The organism is Halobacteriovorax sp., from assembly GCF_048381875.1.
GTDB classification, from domain to species: Bacteria; Bdellovibrionota; Bacteriovoracia; order Bacteriovoracales; family Bacteriovoracaceae; genus Halobacteriovorax_A; species Halobacteriovorax_A vibrionivorans.
This window is the reverse complement of sequence record NZ_JBLXBP010000004.1, coordinates 64,382-83,722: the sequence shown is the minus strand read 5'-3', so window position 1 is coordinate 83,722 and position 19,341 is coordinate 64,382. Positions and strand designations below refer to the sequence as shown.

Annotated in this window: 18 protein-coding genes and 1 pseudogene; 4 read left to right on the top strand and 15 right to left on the bottom strand. The window is 34.9% G+C overall.

The genetic code is table 11. The annotated features are described in order from the left end of the window. Positions 1 to 22: 22 nt before the first annotated feature. The 6 genes from ACN5L8_RS12870 to ACN5L8_RS12845 all read right to left on the bottom strand — a co-directional run bounded on the left by ACN5L8_RS12870 (position 23) and on the right by ACN5L8_RS12845 (position 5,754). Positions 23 to 856, bottom strand: a complete 834-nt coding sequence (locus ACN5L8_RS12870) for a flagellin (protein ID WP_419173228.1) — start codon at positions 854 to 856, stop codon at positions 23 to 25. 463 nt (positions 857 to 1,319) lie between these two features. Next, on the bottom strand, positions 1,320 to 1,778 hold the full coding sequence (gene rfaE2 / locus ACN5L8_RS12865) for a D-glycero-beta-D-manno-heptose 1-phosphate adenylyltransferase (protein WP_419173227.1): 459 nt from the start codon (positions 1,776 to 1,778) through the stop codon (positions 1,320 to 1,322). A 1-nt stretch (position 1,779) separates the two neighbouring features. After that, on the bottom strand, positions 1,780 to 2,505 hold the full coding sequence (locus ACN5L8_RS12860) for a hypothetical protein (RefSeq protein ID WP_412473980.1): 726 nt from the start codon (positions 2,503 to 2,505) through the stop codon (positions 1,780 to 1,782). Between the two features lie 34 nt (positions 2,506 to 2,539). Continuing rightward, positions 2,540 to 3,259: an RsmE family RNA methyltransferase gene (locus ACN5L8_RS12855; RefSeq protein WP_114706096.1), complete on the bottom strand. Its 720-nt coding sequence runs from the start codon at positions 3,257 to 3,259 to the stop codon at positions 2,540 to 2,542. A gap of 22 nt (positions 3,260 to 3,281) precedes the next feature. Then, positions 3,282 to 4,250 carry a 50S ribosomal protein L11 methyltransferase gene (locus ACN5L8_RS12850; protein WP_419173226.1) on the bottom strand — a complete coding sequence of 323 codons (969 nt, stop codon included), beginning with the start codon at positions 4,248 to 4,250 and terminating at the stop codon, positions 3,282 to 3,284. Further along, a complete protein-coding gene (locus ACN5L8_RS12845; RefSeq protein WP_419173225.1) occupies positions 4,234 to 5,754 on the bottom strand; it encodes an ABC transporter substrate-binding protein in 1,521 nt (506 codons plus the stop codon). Before ACN5L8_RS12845 ends, ACN5L8_RS12850 begins: the two co-directional genes overlap by 17 nt. 114 nt (positions 5,755 to 5,868) lie before the next feature. Between ACN5L8_RS12845 and udk the strand changes: the two genes are divergently transcribed. From udk to ACN5L8_RS12825, 4 genes are read left to right on the top strand one after another with little or no spacing between them, the layout of a single operon-like run. Further along, a complete protein-coding gene (gene udk / locus ACN5L8_RS12840) occupies positions 5,869 to 6,519 on the top strand; it encodes a uridine kinase (RefSeq protein WP_114706093.1) in 651 nt (216 codons plus the stop codon). Then, the gene (locus ACN5L8_RS12835; protein ID WP_419173224.1) at positions 6,519 to 8,126 is read left to right on the top strand and encodes a ribonuclease J; all 1,608 of its coding nucleotides are present in this window, start codon (positions 6,519 to 6,521) and stop codon (positions 8,124 to 8,126) included. The genes udk and ACN5L8_RS12835 overlap by 1 nt, the downstream gene beginning before the upstream one ends. Positions 8,127 to 8,144: 18 nt before the next feature. Then, positions 8,145 to 8,660, top strand: coding sequence for a hypothetical protein (locus ACN5L8_RS12830; protein WP_114706091.1), 516 nt, complete (start codon positions 8,145 to 8,147; stop codon positions 8,658 to 8,660). Positions 8,661 to 8,669: 9 nt separating this feature from the next. Then, positions 8,670 to 9,053: a hypothetical protein gene (locus tag ACN5L8_RS12825; protein ID WP_114706090.1), complete on the top strand. Its 384-nt coding sequence runs from the start codon at positions 8,670 to 8,672 to the stop codon at positions 9,051 to 9,053. Between the two features lie 509 nt (positions 9,054 to 9,562). On the opposite strand, the pseudogene ftsZ reads toward ACN5L8_RS12825, so the two are convergent. The 9 genes and pseudogenes from ftsZ to mraY all read right to left on the bottom strand — a co-directional run. Beyond that, positions 9,563 to 10,693: pseudogene (gene ftsZ, locus ACN5L8_RS12820) on the bottom strand (cell division protein FtsZ); the annotation flags it as partial. A 14-nt stretch (positions 10,694 to 10,707) separates the two neighbouring features. Then, positions 10,708 to 11,970 (bottom strand): cell division protein FtsA, encoded by a 1,263-nt coding sequence (ftsA, locus tag ACN5L8_RS12815; RefSeq protein WP_114706088.1) that lies wholly within the window; start codon positions 11,968 to 11,970, stop codon positions 10,708 to 10,710. A 96-nt stretch (positions 11,971 to 12,066) separates the two neighbouring features. Beyond that, complete coding sequence (locus tag ACN5L8_RS12810; protein WP_114706087.1) at positions 12,067 to 12,804, bottom strand: hypothetical protein; 738 nt, start codon at positions 12,802 to 12,804, stop codon at positions 12,067 to 12,069. After that, positions 12,804 to 13,712, bottom strand: a complete 909-nt coding sequence (gene murB / locus ACN5L8_RS12805; protein ID WP_158536792.1) for a UDP-N-acetylmuramate dehydrogenase — start codon at positions 13,710 to 13,712, stop codon at positions 12,804 to 12,806. The genes ACN5L8_RS12810 and murB overlap by 1 nt, the downstream gene beginning before the upstream one ends. Further along, positions 13,705 to 15,081 (bottom strand): UDP-N-acetylmuramate--L-alanine ligase, encoded by a 1,377-nt coding sequence (gene murC / locus ACN5L8_RS12800; protein ID WP_114706085.1) that lies wholly within the window; start codon positions 15,079 to 15,081, stop codon positions 13,705 to 13,707. Before murC ends, murB begins: the two co-directional genes overlap by 8 nt. A gap of 49 nt (positions 15,082 to 15,130) precedes the next feature. Beyond that, on the bottom strand, positions 15,131 to 16,261 hold the full coding sequence (ftsW, locus tag ACN5L8_RS12795) for a putative lipid II flippase FtsW (RefSeq protein ID WP_412473974.1): 1,131 nt from the start codon (positions 16,259 to 16,261) through the stop codon (positions 15,131 to 15,133). 65 nt (positions 16,262 to 16,326) lie between these two features. After that, positions 16,327 to 16,791, bottom strand: a complete 465-nt coding sequence (locus ACN5L8_RS12790; protein WP_419173223.1) for a hypothetical protein — start codon at positions 16,789 to 16,791, stop codon at positions 16,327 to 16,329. 78 nt (positions 16,792 to 16,869) lie between these two features. After that, positions 16,870 to 18,252, bottom strand: coding sequence for a UDP-N-acetylmuramoyl-L-alanine--D-glutamate ligase (gene murD / locus ACN5L8_RS12785; protein WP_114706082.1), 1,383 nt, complete (start codon positions 18,250 to 18,252; stop codon positions 16,870 to 16,872). A gap of 3 nt (positions 18,253 to 18,255) precedes the next feature. Next, positions 18,256 to 19,332, bottom strand: a complete 1,077-nt coding sequence (gene mraY, locus ACN5L8_RS12780; protein ID WP_114706081.1) for a phospho-N-acetylmuramoyl-pentapeptide-transferase — start codon at positions 19,330 to 19,332, stop codon at positions 18,256 to 18,258. Positions 19,333 to 19,341: the final 9 nt, after the last annotated feature.

Genomic DNA, 19,341 nt, shown 5'->3' with positions numbered 1-19,341 from the left:
GCATTCGATTTTGGTTTTTTTCTTAACCGATTAGTCTAAGTGCAGACTGGCTCGAAGTATTAGCTTGAGCTAGAACTGAAGTTGCAGAACTAGTAAGTACATTTGACTTCGCTAGGTTTGCTGATTCAGCTGCGACATCAGTATCTCTGATTCGTGAATTTGCGGCACTCATGTTCTCGTTAGAGATCTCTAGGTTATTAATTGTAGACTGTAGTCTATTTTGTAAAGCCCCTAGCTCCGCACGTCCACCTGATACAGTTGTCATGGCCTTATCGATAGCCTCAAGGTTAGATTGAGCATCACCTTTAGTAGCAACAGAAAGTCCTCCAATTCCTAGGTCTTCTGTTTTTACTGATACTGCTGATGGATCATACTTAATTCTGTCATTCGTCTCATCATTATTAAGACCAATTTGGAATTCTTTTTCTGAACCTTCACCATTGATTAGTGATGTACCGTTAAATTGTACTGACTCTGCAATTCTATCAACTTCTTTAGTTAGTTGTTGGAATTCTTTATCAGTAAATTCACGTTCAGTATCACCAATTGTATCCGATGCAGATTGTACTGAAAGCTCTCTTAGACGAACTAAAATATTAGATACTTCGTTCATCCCACCTTCAGCGATCTGAATCATTGAGATACCATCACCAGCATTTCGAGCTGCTTGTTGAGTACCTCTGATGTTTGCTCTTAACTTTTCAGATATCGCAAGTCCTGCAGCATCGTCTGAGGCTTTATTAATTCTAGAACCAGATGCTAACTTATTTAAAGATTCACCTTGTGCTCTCTTAACTTGACCTAAACTTCTTTGTGCTGCAATTGACTGTGTGTTCGTGTTAATTCTTAATCCCATTACTATTCTCCTCGAATAAGCAACCTCCTTGTGTAATTTGCGTTGAAACTCCTTGTCTCAACAATTAAATCCCAAACAACCAGTCCCAACTGGTTGTAATACCCATAACGGTTACTCGGAAATATTCTTGAGATAAAAGTGGAAAAAAAGTTAAGTTTTTTTAAGATAGCCGAGTGTTCAACTCAAGCATATACTGGAGCATTTCACTAAGGTTACTAATTTTACAATGAGTCTCAAATCGATTTTTTAGAGATGTATTAATAAATGAAAATTTATCATTGTGTATAAAATGTTTACTCTTAATTTTTGCTAAATCGTATTCATGATCATGATAAAGAATAATTACAGGTAAGCCTGTTTTTAACGAAGCTTTTATTGAGACTAATAAATGTTCAAAGGGAATCAATATTTGTGAAACTTCGTTTGATATCTGATAGTGGTCTGTAAACTTGTGTAGATACACCTATGAGCGGCCTTGAATTCTTGAAATTAGATTAGTCGTTGAGTAACCATCTTCAAAGTTTAAGCTTAAAACCTTACCACCATTGCCAGTCACAATATCGTGTCCAACAATTTGATCAACGGCCCAATCGCCACCTTTAACTAAAACATTTGGTTTTACTGCTTTTATGAGATCATAAGGAGTATCTTCTTCAAAAATAAAAACCTTACTTACGGCCTTTAGATTTTCAAGCATATAAAGACGGTCATCTTCATTATTAACAGGACGATCATCACCTTTAAGACGTTTTACACTAGCATCTGAATTTAACCCTATAATAAGCTCATCGCCTAGCGCTCGAGCTTCATTTAAATACATTAAATGACCTCGATGAAGAATATCGAAACATCCATTAGTAAAAACAACCTTCTTGTCTTTGAAATGTTTATTTACATAATCTTTAGCGTCTTCGTAACTCATCTTACTTATTCTTCTTTAGGTTGTTACCAAAGAACTTCTTATCCAGTCCAAAGATATATGGAATCCCAAGAAGAGGTATTGATAAAAACTCAAATAGCGTTCTTTCAATTATCGTATTAAAAGCTGCTTCATTTGATTGCTTTGGCTTAACACCACAAATATATTGACCAAGAGTCGGTCGATAAACAGAAGTGATTCTATAAATTAAGTGAATTAAAACAAATAGAGCGATCAAATAACGGTAGCTAGAGTTTTTAAGTGTTAATGAAACAAAAGATTCTAATGGAATTGATGTCATGAAGAACATTGAAGAAATAATAACAGTAAAGATCACTGTCGATACACTCATGTCAATTACATAAGAGAAGAACCTTCTAACGATAGAAACTTCTTTCGATTTACTTTTAATTTCAATTTCACGATTAACTTGAGGGATATCAGACTCTTGTCCTTTACGGTAAAAAGCTTCCAATTCAGATGGAACACTCATTTCCTTTTCTCGACCTAAGACCTTATTAAAATTGTTTACATGAGCTTGCGTAGGTGTAACTTCAACACGCGTTTGCTTAAGAGTTCTCTTCTCTTTTTGCCCATGATGAAAACCGAGGCCTTCATTTATTGGTTTAAATGGAATGTCTTCTATATCGAAGTTATCGATATCATCTAAATTATTTATATTCATTGAGTTGTACTTATTTTTATTTAGTTGTTCAGTATCAATATTCATCCCAAATCCCTCTTATAATAGGATGACACATTTTTTATTTAACATCAAATTTTCCGAGTATGTATCCAACGATTGTTGGTACCGCAGTCTCTGTTTTTAAAATTGGTGTCGACAACTTTAAACCAAAAACATTACTTTGTTTTAATACAAGTTCTTCTTCTTTGGGTGAAAGTCCACCTTCTGGACCAATAATAATTAATATTTTTTTATTCCTTAAATTAGTTGCTTCTTTAGTTGTATTTGCAGCATCAGAAAGTGTGGTCAGAAAGATATAGTCATAACTGCTAAAAATCTCAAATAGCGCATCTAAACTATTAACTTCTTCATTTATCTTTGGAAAGTAACAGTTATTTGATTGTATAAGAGCACTTTCTATGACTGTTTCAACTCTAGAAAAGTTTTTAATTGACCACTGAGAATACTCTGCACGAAATGGGTAGATGGCACTAATACCAACTTGTGTAGCATTCTTGATTGCACTTTCAAAAGCTTCTCTTTTGGGTAGGCCAAGGGCCAAATCAATATTTGAATATCTCTCTTCCTTATCAAAAGACTTCACCTTAAGTGAAACCTCTCTCTTAGTACAATTAATAACTTCACTAAGATAACGGCCACCTTGACCATCAAGGATTAGTACTTCATCCCCATTTTTTACACGCGCAACTTTAATTAAATGATGGCTTCGATCATCATTTATTCTCAATATTCCATCAATAGATGGTGATAAATCGTCTCTTGTGTAAATCGCACGCATAAGGACTCCTTTATATTTGAGATTAATCTTTTTTCATTAAGATGGCAGACCAATCCCCTTTAGAAAGTACATCAATTTTTTTCAAGCTCTTGTACTCTTCAAGAATATCATCAACTTGTTCGTTTAAAATTCCAGATAAGATTAGATAAGCACCATCATCGAGAGACTCCAGAAGGAGATCTTTCTCAGACAACAAGACATGTTTTAAAATATTAGCAAAAACTAGCTTATATTTATCATCTACACTAAAGCGTTTTCTTGCAATAAGGCGATGTCCATTTAACCGATCTTCAACGAGATTTAATTTTAAATTTTCATGACAATTATCGAGAGCCGCTGGATCAATATCGACAAAGTCCACCAACATATTATTCTTTTTAACTGCACCTATACCCAAGATCCCTGAACCACAACCAAAATCAAGGCAAAGATCCTTATCTTTGAAATCATCTTTCACGGCCATATAGTGCTTTAAGCATAAATATGTTGTCTCATGCTCACCAGTACCAAATCCCATCCCAGGGATTATATAAATATTGTTATCATTTGTTTTATAATCATCTTCCTTAAACCACTCTGGAATGACACTCAACTCATCTGTAACTTCGATCGGTGCATAGTGCTTTTTCCAAACTTCATTCCAATCTGAATATTCTTCTTCTTTTATTTCATAAGAAAGGTCCATTTGATCTAGAGTGTTTGCAAACTCCTCTGCTCTAGAGATGTCACCTTGGAAAAAGAAGTAATTAAACTTTTTCACATCTTCATTTGCAGAAATATCTACGACTTCATCAATTACTGACTCGGGTACATCACCACCAGAGTATGCTCTTTCCCCTAGAATCTCATCTACTCTCTCTTCTTCCATTGAGAATTCTTCAATCCCATCAACTTCGAAATCATTTAGAGCGATTTTGTTAACTTCCTCACATTGAGAACTTGTTTTAAACTCAATTGTCACAATTTTAAAAACTTCAGTTTTTACAGACATTTTTAATTTCCTTTAGAACTAGAAAGTTTCCGTTTGGATATACCTGATCGAGATGAATACACTTATTCATGACCCAAATAACGTCTGGATGCCATAAACTTATATAAGGGTATTCTCTATTAACGACAGAATTTGCTTTCTTATAAATTTCAATTTCTTTGCTTTTATTAATAGTATCTTCCGCTTGAGCAATTAAACTATCGAACTCTTTATTATCAAAGAAAACACGATTTGCCCCTTTCGGTGCCATATTTTCAGAGTGAAAAGCAAATTTAAGCATATCTTGACCAGTAAATCCGACCCAACGTCCAAGGTAGAGATCGTATTCACCACGTTTTATTCCTCTAAGAAATGTCCCCCATTCCTGAGGAACAATTTGGATATCAATTCCAAAGTCGACGAATTCATTTCTAATGATTGTAACTAACTCTTGTTGAAACTTATTACTACTCGTTTTAAAAGTAATCTTAAACTTCTTACCATCACCATTATACCAGAAACCATTTTTATGCTTATAACCTGCTTCAATAAACAAAGACTTAGCTTTGGCCGGGTCATAATTATCAACAGGAGAATCTAAATAGAACTTCTCAAAAGACTTAGCAAATAAACCATTTGAAGCGACTGCGTAGTTTTTAAACTTATACTTAATAATCTTTTCACGAGGTATTAAATGGCTTAATGCCTTTCTAACCTTAAGATTTTGTAATTGTTCTTTGCGCTGATTTAGACCAATATAATTATAATCTGTACCTAGAACCTTTTTAACCTTCACACTACCTTTATTGATTAAATAATTAACCTTACGTGGTGAAATATTTGATACAGATAAGTCAATTTCACCCTTTACTAATTTAAGAGCAAGTGTTGTTTCGTCTTTAACAACCACAAAGCTTAAGTCTTGGCGTCCTTCTATATTCGACTTTAAGTCTATTTGAAGTGGTTTAATATCGGTAATTCGATAATCACCTGCACCTACGATATCGTTTAATTCAACCTGGTCTAAGGTTTTATAATTAGGTATCTGTATTATCTTAAAAAGCACAAGATTTGGTAAATGATCAAGGCCATATGATTTGTATATTAATTCGAATGTATATTTATCTAAAATCTTAACTTCTGTAATATTTGAAAAAGCAAATCGAAATATCGATTTAATTTTTTCAGTCTCAGTGAAGTAGTAATGAGATTGCTTAACACTTCTTGCCGTTATTTTCTCACCATTTGAGAAATAAATATTTTCCTTGAGCTTAAAACGGATCTTATAACTATCGATTGTTCTAAATTCTTCGTAACTTTCACAAAGCTGGCAAATTGGCTTCATATTAATATCAAAATCTATCAATGAACCATTAACCAGGCGATTAATGTTTTGCGAATTTGCATCAGTAGAAAAAAATGGGCTTAAACTATTTGGAGAAGAGGAAATAGCGATCTTCAATGGGTCTGCGTAAACTATTGAAGTTACGATAAAAAATAGGGATATTAGCAGATATCTTGGCATTAATTATTCCTCAAACTAGCATGAAATGTAATTATTATAAGATTATCACCTCTTTTATTTGATGTGAAATAAATCCGTGTTAAGTTACTGAAAACATTATTCAAAAGGTAATCTATGAAGCTAATTGGGATCACAGGCGGATCAGGCTCGGGTAAAACAACGTTTGCCTCTAAAGTTATTTCAAAACTTCCTCAAGAAAAAGTATCCATGTTATCTATGGACTCATATTACTTACCAGAACAACCAAAAGAGTATTATACAAAATCAGGGCGTCCAAATTACGACCATCCCAAAGCTTTTGATTGGGATCTTTTACAAGAACACATTGTCCAACTAAAAGAAGGACAATCAATTGAAGTTCCAAACTATGATTTTAAAACAAGTCGAAGACTTGATAAAACAACTACATTAACGCCTACTCCTGTTATCTTATTTGAGGGTATCTTCACACTTTTCAATCAAATCATTCGCGATCAATTAGATATAAAGTGCTTTCTACATGTTGAAGCAGATATAAGATTCACACGTCGTCTTAACCGAGATGTAGCGGAACGTGGCAGAAGCCTTGAAAGTGTTATTAATCAATACTACGATAGTGTTAGGCCAATGTATGAAAAGTTTCTTGCACCTCAACGACAACACGCTGACTTTATAGTCGGTGAAGAAACTGATGTTGCATCAGAGATCTTATCTGCACGCCTCTTACAATTTATTGATCAAAATAAAGAGTTTGAACTTTTACTAAATTCGACAAAAGGCAATTAATGTCAAAATTAACAATCTCTCCACTTGGTGGTGTTGGACAAATTGGATCAAATGCAACTCTGATATCTTACGAAGAAACAAATATCATCATTGATGCAGGAATCCTCTTTCCTTCAGAAGATTGCTTTGACATTAATTATTTAATCCCTGATCTCTCTGACGTAAAATTAAAAATTTCAAATATTATTATTTCACATGGACACGAAGATCACATTGGTGCGATTTCTCACTATATAGAAAAATTTCCAGAGGCCCAAATACACGCACCAAAATTTGCCAAAGAATTAATAGAAGATAAGTTAAATTATCTCGATCTCTCAAAAAAAATCCATCGTTTAGATGACACATTAATAATTGATAAAATAGAAATAAATGCAGTCCATGTGAATCACTCTATTCCAAATACAAAAGGACTACATCTGGGAATAAAAGAGATCGATACTGGCATTCTTTTTATTTCTGATTTTAAAAGTGACTTCAACTGCCCATACGAAGGTCCTATTGATCTCGAGCAAATGAAATCACTAGCAAGAAAGTATAACAATAGAATTTCAATGCTTGATTCTACAAATATAACGAGCTCAACCTTAAGAACGACTTCAGAATCTGAGTTAAAAAGCGATCTTTCTAAGTTTATAAAAGATGCGCCAGGAAGAGTCTTTATCACCTGCTTTGCTTCAAACATACATCGTATTCAAACAATATTTGATATCGCCAAAGAACAGAATCTTAAAGTTATCACTTATGGCCGATCATTATTAAAATACACTCGAATTGCTAGTGAATGTGAGATATTTGATGATCATGGACTTATTAGAGAAGTAGAAAGCGTACAAGACCTCTCAAAGAAACAGATTATAATCTGCTCAGGTAGCCAAGGTGAGTTTAGAGGTACTGTTAAACGAATCTCAAGTGGTAACGATAAGTTTTTTAAAGTGAATGAAAAAGATACATTCATTTTCAGTTCAAAAGCAATTCCTGGAAATGAAAAGAAACTTGCATTTCTTTATAACGAACTAACAAGTTCTGGTGCAGAAGTTATCACTAATGCCAATGGTTTAATTCACGCCTCTGGTCACCCAGGGAAAGAAGACTTAAAAGACGTTTACGAAGCATATCTGCCAACGATCGCAATCCCCATTCACGGTGAAACTTATTTTATAAGAAAGCATATTGAATTTTTAAATACGATTCTTCCAAAATCTAAAGCTCTTGAGATTGCTAATCGTGATGTTGTAACGATATTTGCAAATGGAGAAGTTAAACTTAATAAAACTGAAGAAGTACCACCAATATTAATTCATGGTAATCGAATTGAAATCGAGCGCGAAAAAATCTCAGAAAGAAGAAAGATGGCAACACTAGGCTCTGTCTTTGTTTCAATTGCTAATAACAGTATAAAGAAAGCAAGCGGAAGAGTTCATATCACGGCACTTGGAATACCATACGAAGAAGATCAACTTAACCAACTTAAAGAATTATGCTTTAACATCTATCAAGAAAAAGGCACTCTTGATCAACGATCAGAGAAAATCAGGATTGCGACACGTCGGTATTTTCAAAATATTCTAGGATATAGGCCACTGGCCATTGTTCATATTTGTTAAGTCATCTAGAATATTATTATGGATAATTCAATCATCATTATAGCGTTGTTAACAATCATCGTATTGGCCTTACTTGCCTTTATTGGCTTCTTTGCATATTTAGTATTTAAAAGAGACTTTCAGAATGAAGAAGAAAAAGATGGTGATATTACAAATAAGATAAGTCAGATGCTTGAAAAAAACAAAACCAAAGAAAGAATCTTGGGGCTATGTAGTATTTGTGAAAAAGAACTTGTTGAAAACGATTATTTTAATGTTGAGTCTCTACACCTTTGCCGTGAGCACTTCGACACATATTCTGCAAGCGACTGGATCCCCATAACAAATGAAAGAACGACAAGCGAGACCCCGGAAAAAGGTGTCTACATATATAACTTTAAGAAAAAAGTTTGGAAGGATGATAAAATTCCTACATTCATACTATGTGAATATAAGATTGATGTCACAAATGATCTTATTGAAACATACGTACAGTTATATGTTCAAAAAGAAAGAGAGCTGGATTTAAGAGAAAGGCTACAGCTCGAAAAGTAAGAGGTAATTATGACAGACATGGAGATTCTTAGAGGTCAAATTAATCAAATCATTGAAGAAAATAAACCTGAGGTTATTTTCGATGCCAAGTACGATAGAGTTATTCGTGAATGCGAGAAAGAACTCACTGCATCTGGACTTAAGCAAAAAGTATCTTACACAATTGACTCTCTTGATCCTCAAAAGCGTGAGCAAAAGTTTGGTTCTGGACAATTTGCTCGTTGGCAATATGAGCTTAGCTGGCAAGACTGGGAAGGAAGTTTTCGACTAGTCCTTAGAAATATTCCTCACGATAACTCAAAATTACTAATAAAACTTCCAGAAGACTTTAAAATAGATACGGCCGAGCTAATCGATGCCTTTAAATCAAATATCGCAAAACTAGTATCTTAAAGAAGTTTAATATATAGAAAAAAAGAAAGGGCCCTTTTCAGGGCCCTTTTTTTGATGTTACCATCAATATACTCGGGGGAATCCTATCGCTCTAATTGGCGAAAAGTTTCATTTGATGTGTTTTGACCTTCATCTTTTCTTAAATAAGATGGAGTATCTAGTTCTTCTTCATCAAAGTTAATAAATCCCAATTTCTCAGCAATTGACTTAGGACGCTCTGACTTTTCAGCATTTGAATTATTACCAGTTAATGCTTTTTCATTTGCCCAAGGATCAACTTCTGATTTTGAAGCTTCATATTGAGAAGCTGCCTCACGAATTGAATCTGTTAAGCTTGGACGACTTGAAGTATCAGTTGTGTCTCCATCAAACCCATTCGATCTCAATTGTTGTTTTTCTTCAACTTGAGTTTCGTAGTTAACTGATTCACGTTGAGCTTCCATTTGAATCTCTCTCATTGCATCAAGATTTTCATCTTGTTGTGGAGTTGATTCATAGTAAGCTGGACGAGAAATTGTTTCAGTTCTGTGCTCAATAGGTTGCTCGACTTTCTGTTCTTGCTTTACTTCAACAGTTCTCTCTTCAACAATTGGCTTAGCAAATGTTTGTGGAGCTTCTGTTTGAACAGGTCTTCTCATTTCTTGTTGAGGAGCAACTCTAGTTGATGAGTCTTCACCACCAAGACCTGTAGCAATTACAGTAACCTTGATATCGTCCTCTAATTCTTCATCTACAACTGATCCAAAGATAACTTCAGCATCTTCATCAGCTGCTTCCATAATTAAAGTAGCTGCTTCATTTACTTCATGCATAGTCATTCCAGAACCACCAGTAATATTGATGATAATTCCAGTTGCACCATCGATTGAAATATCTTCAAGAAGTGGTGAAGAAATTGCTTCATTAGCAGCTTTAATAGCTCTATCTGGTCCAGAACATAGTCCTGTTCCCATTAGTGCTAAACCTTTATTAGACATAACAGTCGACACGTCTGCAAAGTCAGCATTAATATGTCCTGTTGTATTAATTAGGTCAGAGATACCTCTAACCGCATTAAGTAGTACTTCATCTGCTTTCATGAAAGTTTCAACAAGAGATAAACTCTCACCTGCCAATTGAAGAAGTCTTTGATTTGGAATTGTGATTAGTGAATCAACATTTTCCTCAAGAGTTTGAATACCAGTTTTGGCATGTCTCATTCTCTTTCTACCTTCAAAGATAAATGGCTTAGTTACAACACCAACAGTTAAAGCTCCAAGCTCTCTTGCTAGTTTTGCAATAACAGGTGCTGCACCAGTACCTGTTCCACCACCCATACCAGCAGTAATGAAAACCATATCTGAACCTTCTAGTACTTGGCTTAACATTTCATACTCATCAAGAGCAGCTTTGCGACCAACTTCTGGATTTGCACCAGCACCTAGACCTTTTGTTAATTCAACTCCAAGTTGAACTTTTGTTGGTGCAAGGTTTACAGATAAAGCCTGCGAATCTGTGTTGGCAACAATATACTCAACACCAGTAAGTCCGGCCTTGATCATAGTGTTTACGGCATTACATCCACCGCCACCGACACCAACTACGCGAATCTTCGCGCCTTCAGTTAATTTTAATTCATTGTTATCAGAAATTTCGAACATAAGTTCCCCCTTATTTAAAAAATTTCTCTAAATACTGATTTAATCGATCCGGATAACTTTCCGACAATATCGATTTGATTAATATCTTCTTCAACTTCCGCATCCACTTCTTTACCTTTAGTAGCTTCAAGAAGAAGTCCAAGCACTGTTGAAAACTTTGGATTTTGCATTATGTTTGTCATCCCGCCAAATGCGATTGGATAACCAATTTTTAATGGACGATCAAGAAGGTACTCACCAATCTCTGGCATACCCTTAATCATTGCACCACCACCTGTAAGAACAACACCACCACTGATGTCTTCGCCCAGGTTCTTTTCTTTAATAATATTTTTAATTAGATCAAATAATTCTTCAGCTCTAGCTCCAAGAACATTGGCCACAGTATTTAATTGAACTTCACGTGGCTTAGTTCCAGAGATACCTTGAACTGTAATATGCGCTGACTGATTTACTTGCTCTGGTAAAACAGATCCATGATTAATTTTAATTCTTTCTGCTTCTGCGTGAGGAACTTTCAAAGCTACCGCTAAGTCATTAGTAAAATGATTACCGCCAACTGGAATAACCTGAGTGTGAACAAGAGCACCATCTTTCCAAAGTGCAAGATCTGTAGTCCCACCACCAATATCAACTAGAAGAGTTCCCATTTCTCTTTCTTCAGGAGAAAGAACTGATTCCGATGAAGCAATCGGTTGAAGTGTTACGTTTTCAACTTTAACACCTGTATGTTCAACACATTTAACAAGGTTTTGAATTAATGAAATTGATCCCGTAACAATATGTACATGTGCCTCTAGGCGAGTACCACACATTCCAATAGGGTTTTTAATTCCTGTTGTATTATCTACTTTGTATTCTTGAGCGATAACGTGAATAATCTCACGATCACTTGGCATTACGACCGCCTTTGCAGCCTCTAATACTCTTTCAACATCATCTTCCGAGATTTCATTACCCTTAACAGCAACGACCCCTGAACTATTGAAACTATAAATATGGCTTCCAGCAATTCCAATAGTAGCACTATGGATATCAACTCCGGCCATAAGTCTCGCTTCTTCTAATGAGTTTTGAATTGAGCGAACTGTTTTATCGATATTAACAACACTACCTTTTTTAAGGCCATGGCTTGGATGTGTACCAATACCAATGATTTCTAATTCACAAGGATTAGAAATAGTTGTTTGTGTATTTGAGCTATTTTGAATTCCGACAATTGTACAAACTTTAGTTGTACCTACGTCTAGACCGACTACGATATTTTTTTCTTTCATTGAGAATCCTTTCTCTAGTTTTTTCTTACAGAATCATTCTGCTTTTTTTCAAGAAATAATACGGCAATTTTTACCGTGTATAATGAAATTTTAGGATTAGTCGTTGAACTTGACAACAACTTTTTTGGAATTTGTAATATTAATTACAGATGGAACTTTCTTTTTCTTATTCATGTAACTAATAATCTGAGTAAGTTTATCAACCTTTAGAGGCCATTCATCTTTACCCATAAAGACACTTGATGGCTTGCCTTTAATCGATAAAATCATTGTTAATTCTTTATTATCACTAACAATAACTTCTGAAATTAGTTTCCTAAATACTAAATCAAGTCCTGAGACAATCTTCGTTATTTTTCTTTGAACGTCCTTATCCATCTCTCCTACTGGAATAGCGAGATAAGGTAGTGAGTAACTCAACTTCTTTTCTGTTCTAAGAAGTATTTCATAAGTTGGATCAAATAGTTGACCATTTTCAACAAGAATCGCTTCGTAAGATTCCATTCCATTCTCTTTATAAATTTGTACTTTCATAAGAGGAGATGGACATTCGTATATAAAATTTAGCATTCCTTGAAGTGGATCGTACTTGATAGTGTAATCAGATAAGAAATGTTTTTCTTTTAACTTATCGTGATCAATTAAGTTCTTCATACTTCGTAATGAACTATTTTTTTCGAAATCTTTTACGAGTTTAAGAGTTAGGGTTCCCGCTGCACGAGAAGGACATTTACCAAAAGCCGTTTTGTATTTGATTTTCTCCATTGGACGTGATGTCGCAAGTATCGACGTGCTCATCATTAAGAAAGTTATAATACCAAATACTTTTTTCATTAGTTGTCTATCCTGACTTCTGGTTCGAATCTTAATCCATACTGGAGTAGTAATTCATCTTGGACTAGTTTTATCAGCTCTTTAACATCAGAAGCGCTTGCCTCATTAAAATTTTCCATAAAATTTCCATGAAGATTGCTAACTCTAACACCACCAACTTGTAGTCCCTTTAAATTTAGTATATCAACAAATCGTCCCGCAGTGCAAGTTCGCTCTTTATTTGTGATGTTTTTAAAGACACTACCACAGGTTTTTTCTCGTAAAGGTTGGGTTTTATTTCTAACCAATAAATAATCTCTAATTTTTTTCCCAAGTTCCGGATCTTGTCCATGACTAACTAATTCAACTTGGTAAACAACATCACCTGGCCTTAAAAAATTATTCTGCCTGTATGAGAAACTACTTTCATCTACTTCATAGATATGCTCAGTGCCTTCTTTATCAATATACCAGACGCGCTTTACGATCTCATTTATCCAGCCCAGACCTGTTCCTGCATTCATAAAAACAGCGCCCCCTAAAGTGGCCGGGATTCCCGTAATGACTTCCCAACGTTTATTTCCAAATTTTGAAGCATGAGAAGTTAGAGTTGAAAGCTTTATAGATGCGGGTAAAATATAAGAGTCATGATATGAATCAAATATAGTCTTATCATATGAAAAATCTAAATGAATTATTGGCCTCTTTATTTCTTCATTTAATAGTTGATTCGCACCTAAACCAAGCAAATGATAAGTCATACCATTATCACTTAATTTTTTAACAACAGACTTTAAGGCGTTAACACTTTTTATAGTAATTAAATTACCAAAGGACTTTACTTTCATCGTTGAATAGCGAGAAAGATCCTTTCTGATTTCAACTTCAATATCTGAAATGTCTTTAAGTAATAACTTAAGATTATTCATTTCTGTCATTATCAAGAACCCACTCTCTGATAACACGACCAATTGAACCAGCACCAAGAGTCATAATAGTTGCTTTTTCATTTGACTTAATAATTGAATCTAAATCTTTTAATTCTATATTTTTAGCAAGACCTGGATGTAGACGATTGATATCCTCTACTAATCTTTCTGAAGTAATACCTGCGATTGGCTCTTCACTTGCTGGATATATTGGACACATGTAAAGTTCGTCAACATCGTTAAAGCAGTGTAGAAATTCATTCCAACAATCTTTTGTTCTCGAAAAACGGTGTGGTTCAAAAATTGCAATTTTTTTGTGATCTCGAATCTCTTTTAAAGTACCAAGTGTGGAAGAAATCTCTGTTGGGTGATGTCCGTAATCATCTAAGATTTCAATTTTGTCATTTTTATAAAGAAGCTGAAAACGACGTCCAACATTCTCAAAGCTTCTAATCGAGCTTTGAATCATTTCAACTGGCACACCCATTTTATGAGCAATAGAAATTGCACCTAGAGCATTCAAAATATTATGCTTTCCAGGTAGATTAATTTTAATACGTCCTAAGTTCTCAGGACCTACGATTAAATCAAACTCTGAACTTAGACCATCCATTGTTATATTAGTTGCTTGATAATCAGCTTCATTTTTAATACCAAAAGTAACAATTGGTTTTTTAATAAATGGAACAAGACTCATTAAGCGATCATCATCTGCATTTAAAGATGACAGTCCATAAAAAGGAACCTTGTTAATGAATTCTTCAAAGCTTGCCATAAGAATGTCTTCACTTCCATAATGATCCATGTGATCCAGATCAATATTCGTAACTACTGACATAATAGGATTAAGCATTAGAAAAGATCCGTCAGACTCATCTGCTTCTGCTACAAGATATTCCCCTGTACCAACTTTTGCATGACCAGCAAGATTCGATACAATTCCACCGATAATATATGTAGGTTCATAGTTACTTGCTTGAAGAATCGTCGCAAGAAAACTTGTTGTCGTTGTCTTCCCGTGAGTTCCACCAATTGCAATTCCACGCTTAAGTCTCATGAGCTCTGCTAGCATTTCTGCTCTTCTCATAATTGGAACCTGATTATCGCGGGCCTGTTGCATCTCTGGATTAGTATCATTTACCGCTGAAGAATAAACAACAACTGTCGTTTCATCTGTTATATTCTCTCTATTATGACCAATATAAACTTGTGCTCCCAACTCTCTTAGACGAACAACATTGGCCGAGTCACTAATATCAGAACCTGTTACTTTGTAGCCAAGTGAAAGTAAAATCTCAGCGATACCACTCATACCGATACCACCAATCCCAATAAAATGAACTGAGATATCTTGAATATTAATATTCATTTCTAATCCTTTAAAATAATTTCTCTCATAAATTTAGCCTATCTATGAGCTATTGTTGAGAAAAAAACGGCTTTTGAGCATTATCAGTGTGTTGACGTGACACACAAGAGAAAATAACACCTATGGCAATTAAGTTTGATAGAAGTGATGATCCACCATAACTTACAAACGGAAGGTTAAGACCTTTTGTTGGAAGTAGTCCAAGTACAACTCCCATATTTAGACATGCTTGAACACAGATAATGAAAACAATTGAAGTTACCATCTTTCTTGCAATGACATCTTTTAATGAAAGAGCAAGTCTGAAACCGAAATGAGTAAAGGCCATAAAAAGGCCAACAAATGCGATAACTCCTAGAAAACCAAATTCTTCTCCAATGACAGAAAAGATAAAATCGTTATGCGCCTCTGGTAAGAAGAATAATTTTTCTAAACTATTTCCTATCCCTTTACCGAAAAAGCCACCATTGGCAAAACCAATCCATGACTGAATAACCTGAAATCCACTTCCCCTAGGGTTTGCCCAAGGATCAAGAAAGGCCATTAACCTTTTTACTCGATAAGGTTGCGCAATAAGAATAAGACCAGAAAGAACTGTTCCGACTGAAGTTAAGATATAAAAGTATTTACGATTAAAATTTGAAATGAAACATGTAAAACCGATTCCTAAGGCGCAGATAAAGAATGTTCCAAAGTCTGGTTGTAAAATAAGAAGCAATAAAACGAAGAAAATATTGGCAGCGAATTTTAAACGGTTTTTAAGATCTAGCTTTTCATAACTTTCAAAGAAAAAGAGAGAAAGCATAAGAGTTGAGTATTTAGCAAATTCTCCGGGCTGAAGTGATCCCACTCCAATATTGATCCAGCGATTTGCACCTTTAGCGATAACACCAAGTCCAGGGATAAAAGTTAATATAAGTAGAAAACCGATTACAATATTGAGATGAAATGAAAATTTATACCAAAATTGATATTTAGTCTTAGAGACGATAAAGGCCAATCCTATTCCAAAAAGAGCGAAGAAAATTTGCCTTGAGAAAAAGTGTAAACTTGTTCCATACACTTCTTTTGAAAACATATACGATGACGAATAAACCATTACCACGCCAAATGCGACAATAATTGAAGTAATGATTAAGAAGAATTTGCCAAAACGATCCGTGTTTTCCAATGAGTTCATATATTTATCATATATGAATTTGCTATTCGATGCATTAGAAAATAAAGAAGCTGTGCAGCGTTACCCTACTTTATATACATTTGAGCAAAAGTACGAAGAGAGTCGATTTTTCGATTTTCAAAACAATTATATACATTAAGTGGCGTAATCCCTTCATGATGTACGATGTGTGAAAGACATGCTTTCTCTCCTCTATTCTTAACGAGCGCAGCAAGAGTCACATGTAAGCTATTTACTTGTGAATTATAATAACTTGTAATCTCTCGTACGGCCTCAAGTCCCACAGAGGATTTCACATAAGTGCACGCATTAAATTCAACAAGACTAATGGCCCTTCTCATATTCAAGACATCGGTAATACAATTTAGCTGATAGGAAGAAGTAATCTGTTCACACTGCTTTCTAAAGCGGTATTGATTCATTTTAGATAAACGTTTCTCAACGACTTCACGACAATCATGCGTGAACTCATTGGCCTTAATGTGAGAGGTAATAATACTGACGAAGATAAAGAATAAGACAACTTTCATGCAGTCATCATATTCCTGTGTACTTGTTCTGTATTAGCAGGAACAAAAATGCCTGCATAAAGCAGGCATTTGAAACAATTATAATTGATATACTAGTTTTTTGAAGTAATTCCCTCTTTCCTCATAATCTCTAAAGAAGTCTGTTGCAGGATTCCCCGGTGAAAGAATAATCGTATCACCTGTTCTCGATTTTTGATAAGCAAAGAGAACTGACTCTTCAAATGAACCAACAATGAAAGTTTGTGGATGCTCACCAAGAGCACGATTCATACGCTCTTTTGCTTCACCTACTAGAACGATAATACGTGTAGTTGAACATAACTCATCACTGAATTGCTCGTACTCAAGTTCTTCCATGTCTTTACCACCTGCAATTAGAATCACAGGAGTTTTGAAAGACTTTGTTGTTTCACAAAGAGTCTTCATATCAGTTGCTTTTGAATCGTTATAGAAGTTAACGCCATTTTTTTCCATTAAGAATTCAATTCGATGTGGAATTCCTGGGAACTTTGTTACACATGTTTGAATTGCTTCATCTGAAAGATCAAGGGCCTTACATGCCGTAATTGCAGCAAGTAAGTTTTCACGATTGTTTTGACCAATGATTCTCATCTTCTTCACTGTAAATTCTGAATGGTATGAAATATTTGAGTGGATTCGACGATCGTGGAAATGCGTTCCTTGAATCTCTTCCATTACACCAAGCTTAACGAACGATCTTCTTGAGTACCAATAAGTTTGGCAATTAGCATTTCTAAAGAAGCTATTATTTGCAAGCTTATCAAAATTAACAATAAGAGTATCATCTGGAGAAAGAGTCTTAATAATACTAAGCTTAGTCTCCATATACTCACCCATAGAAGTGAAATGATTCTGTGGATAAGTGTCAGCAATATCAGTAAAGACAACCATCTTAGGGTGGAAGTCATCAAGCTTTCTCATTTGAACGGCAGAAACCTCAACAACAACGTAATCGATTTCATCTTTATTAGGTAGCATTGAGTATTCAATAAATGGACTATCACTTGTACCACCTACGAATACATTTTTACCATCTTGTCTCAGTGTGAAACCAATCATATGTGCTACAGTTGTACGACCATGTGATCCACAAACAGCAATAATAGGCTTGCGACAAAGAGTATTACCAAGTGCAAATTCAGAATAAACCTGCTTACCTTCTCTTCTTGCTAATTCAAGCTGAGGTAGGTTTGGATCTACTGCACTTGAATAAACAACAACGTCAGCATTTAAAAAGTCATCATCTAAATGTTCACCAAAAGTCATTTCAACTGCTGGCTTAATTTTACGTAGCTTTTTTACGGCCTTATTTAAATCAAAAATCGGCTTGATATCAGTAACTCTAATATTACACTCAAGACGATTAAAGAAATTGATGAGCTTGAAACCAGTTTTTCCAATACCAACGATTAGGATATTCTTGTTTCTAAATCTCTCCATTTATTACCTCATTTTTAAAGTAGCGATAGCAAGAATCGCTAAAAATATACTTATAATCCAAAATCTAACAATAACTTTCGGTTCGGCCCATCCCATCAACTCAAAATGATGATGGATCGGTGCCATCTTAAAAATTCTCTTTTTACGAGTTTTATAAGAACCAACTTGTAATATTACTGAAACAGCTTCAGCAACAAAAACACCACCAATAATGACAAAAAGTAATTCACTTCTCGTTAAAACGGCCATCGTCCCTAGTGTACCACCTAAGGCAAGGGACCCCACGTCACCCATAAATATCTGAGCTGGATATGTGTTATACCATAAAAAACCAACGCCTGCACCGACGATTGCAGCACCAATTACGGCCAATTCACCAACATTTTCAACATATGGCACAAAAAGATATGAAGCGATTTCACTGTGCCCCGTGGCATAACCAATAAATCCTAGAGTTGCAGCAGAAGTAATAATTGGACCAATTGCCAATCCATCTAGTCCATCTGTTAAATTAACAGCATTACTAGATCCAACGATAACAATTGCACCAAATAAGACAAATAGCATGCCTAAGTTAAATACTGGCCCTTTTACAAATGGTACAAAAAGTTGAGTATCAATCACACCGAAGTGAACCATGGCATAGACAGCAATTAAGCCTGTCACAAATTGCCAAAGTAATTTACCTTTAGCGGACACACCCTTTGTATTTCCTTTAGAAATTTTTGCGTAATCATCGATGAAGCCTAAAACAAAATATGATGCTGTAACTCCGCAAGTGATTAGAACAGGAATTGAATTGAAATTCCCTGTTATCAGTAGGGTTAGAAGAATTGTTCCTAAAATAAATACTCCACCCATTGTTGGAGTACCGGCCTTTTTTAAATGAGATTCTGGCCCATCATCACGAATAACTTGTCCGAATTGTTTTCGCTGCATGAAGCCGATGAAATACTTCCCCCAAATAATTGAGATCACCGTCGCCAACAAAAACGCCACAACTGTTCTAAATGTGATGTATTTAAAAATATTAAATGCAAAGAATTCATCCCTTAAGGGATATAGGAAATGATACAACATGTAATTATC

Bases quoted from the DNA above. Each gene is read 5' to 3' on its own strand.
- ACN5L8_RS12870 (WP_419173228.1), bottom strand. From the start codon at position 856: ATGGGATTAAGAATTAACACGAACACACAGTCAATTGCAGCACAAAGA.
- rfaE2 (WP_419173227.1), bottom strand. From the start codon at position 1,778: ATGAGTTACGAAGACGCTAAAGATTATGTAAATAAACATTTCAAAGAC.
- ACN5L8_RS12860 (WP_412473980.1), bottom strand. From the start codon at position 2,505: ATGAATATTGATACTGAACAACTAAATAAAAATAAGTACAACTCAATG.
- ACN5L8_RS12855 (WP_114706096.1), bottom strand. From the start codon at position 3,259: ATGCGTGCGATTTACACAAGAGACGATTTATCACCATCTATTGATGGA.
- ACN5L8_RS12850 (WP_419173226.1), bottom strand. From the start codon at position 4,250: ATGTCTGTAAAAACTGAAGTTTTTAAAATTGTGACAATTGAGTTTAAA.
- ACN5L8_RS12845 (WP_419173225.1), bottom strand. From the start codon at position 5,754: ATGCCAAGATATCTGCTAATATCCCTATTTTTTATCGTAACTTCAATA.
- udk (WP_114706093.1), top strand. From the start codon at position 5,869: ATGAAGCTAATTGGGATCACAGGCGGATCAGGCTCGGGTAAAACAACG.
- ACN5L8_RS12835 (WP_419173224.1), top strand. From the start codon at position 6,519: ATGTCAAAATTAACAATCTCTCCACTTGGTGGTGTTGGACAAATTGGA.
- ACN5L8_RS12830 (WP_114706091.1), top strand. From the start codon at position 8,145: ATGGATAATTCAATCATCATTATAGCGTTGTTAACAATCATCGTATTG.
- ACN5L8_RS12825 (WP_114706090.1), top strand. From the start codon at position 8,670: ATGACAGACATGGAGATTCTTAGAGGTCAAATTAATCAAATCATTGAA.
- ftsA (WP_114706088.1), bottom strand. From the start codon at position 11,970: ATGAAAGAAAAAAATATCGTAGTCGGTCTAGACGTAGGTACAACTAAA.
- ACN5L8_RS12810 (WP_114706087.1), bottom strand. From the start codon at position 12,804: ATGAAAAAAGTATTTGGTATTATAACTTTCTTAATGATGAGCACGTCG.
- murB (WP_158536792.1), bottom strand. From the start codon at position 13,712: ATGAATAATCTTAAGTTATTACTTAAAGACATTTCAGATATTGAAGTT.
- murC (WP_114706085.1), bottom strand. From the start codon at position 15,081: ATGAATATTAATATTCAAGATATCTCAGTTCATTTTATTGGGATTGGT.
- ftsW (WP_412473974.1), bottom strand. From the start codon at position 16,261: ATGAACTCATTGGAAAACACGGATCGTTTTGGCAAATTCTTCTTAATC.
- ACN5L8_RS12790 (WP_419173223.1), bottom strand. From the start codon at position 16,791: ATGAAAGTTGTCTTATTCTTTATCTTCGTCAGTATTATTACCTCTCAC.
- murD (WP_114706082.1), bottom strand. From the start codon at position 18,252: ATGGAGAGATTTAGAAACAAGAATATCCTAATCGTTGGTATTGGAAAA.
- mraY (WP_114706081.1), bottom strand. From the start codon at position 19,332: ATGTTGTATCATTTCCTATATCCCTTAAGGGATGAATTCTTTGCATTT.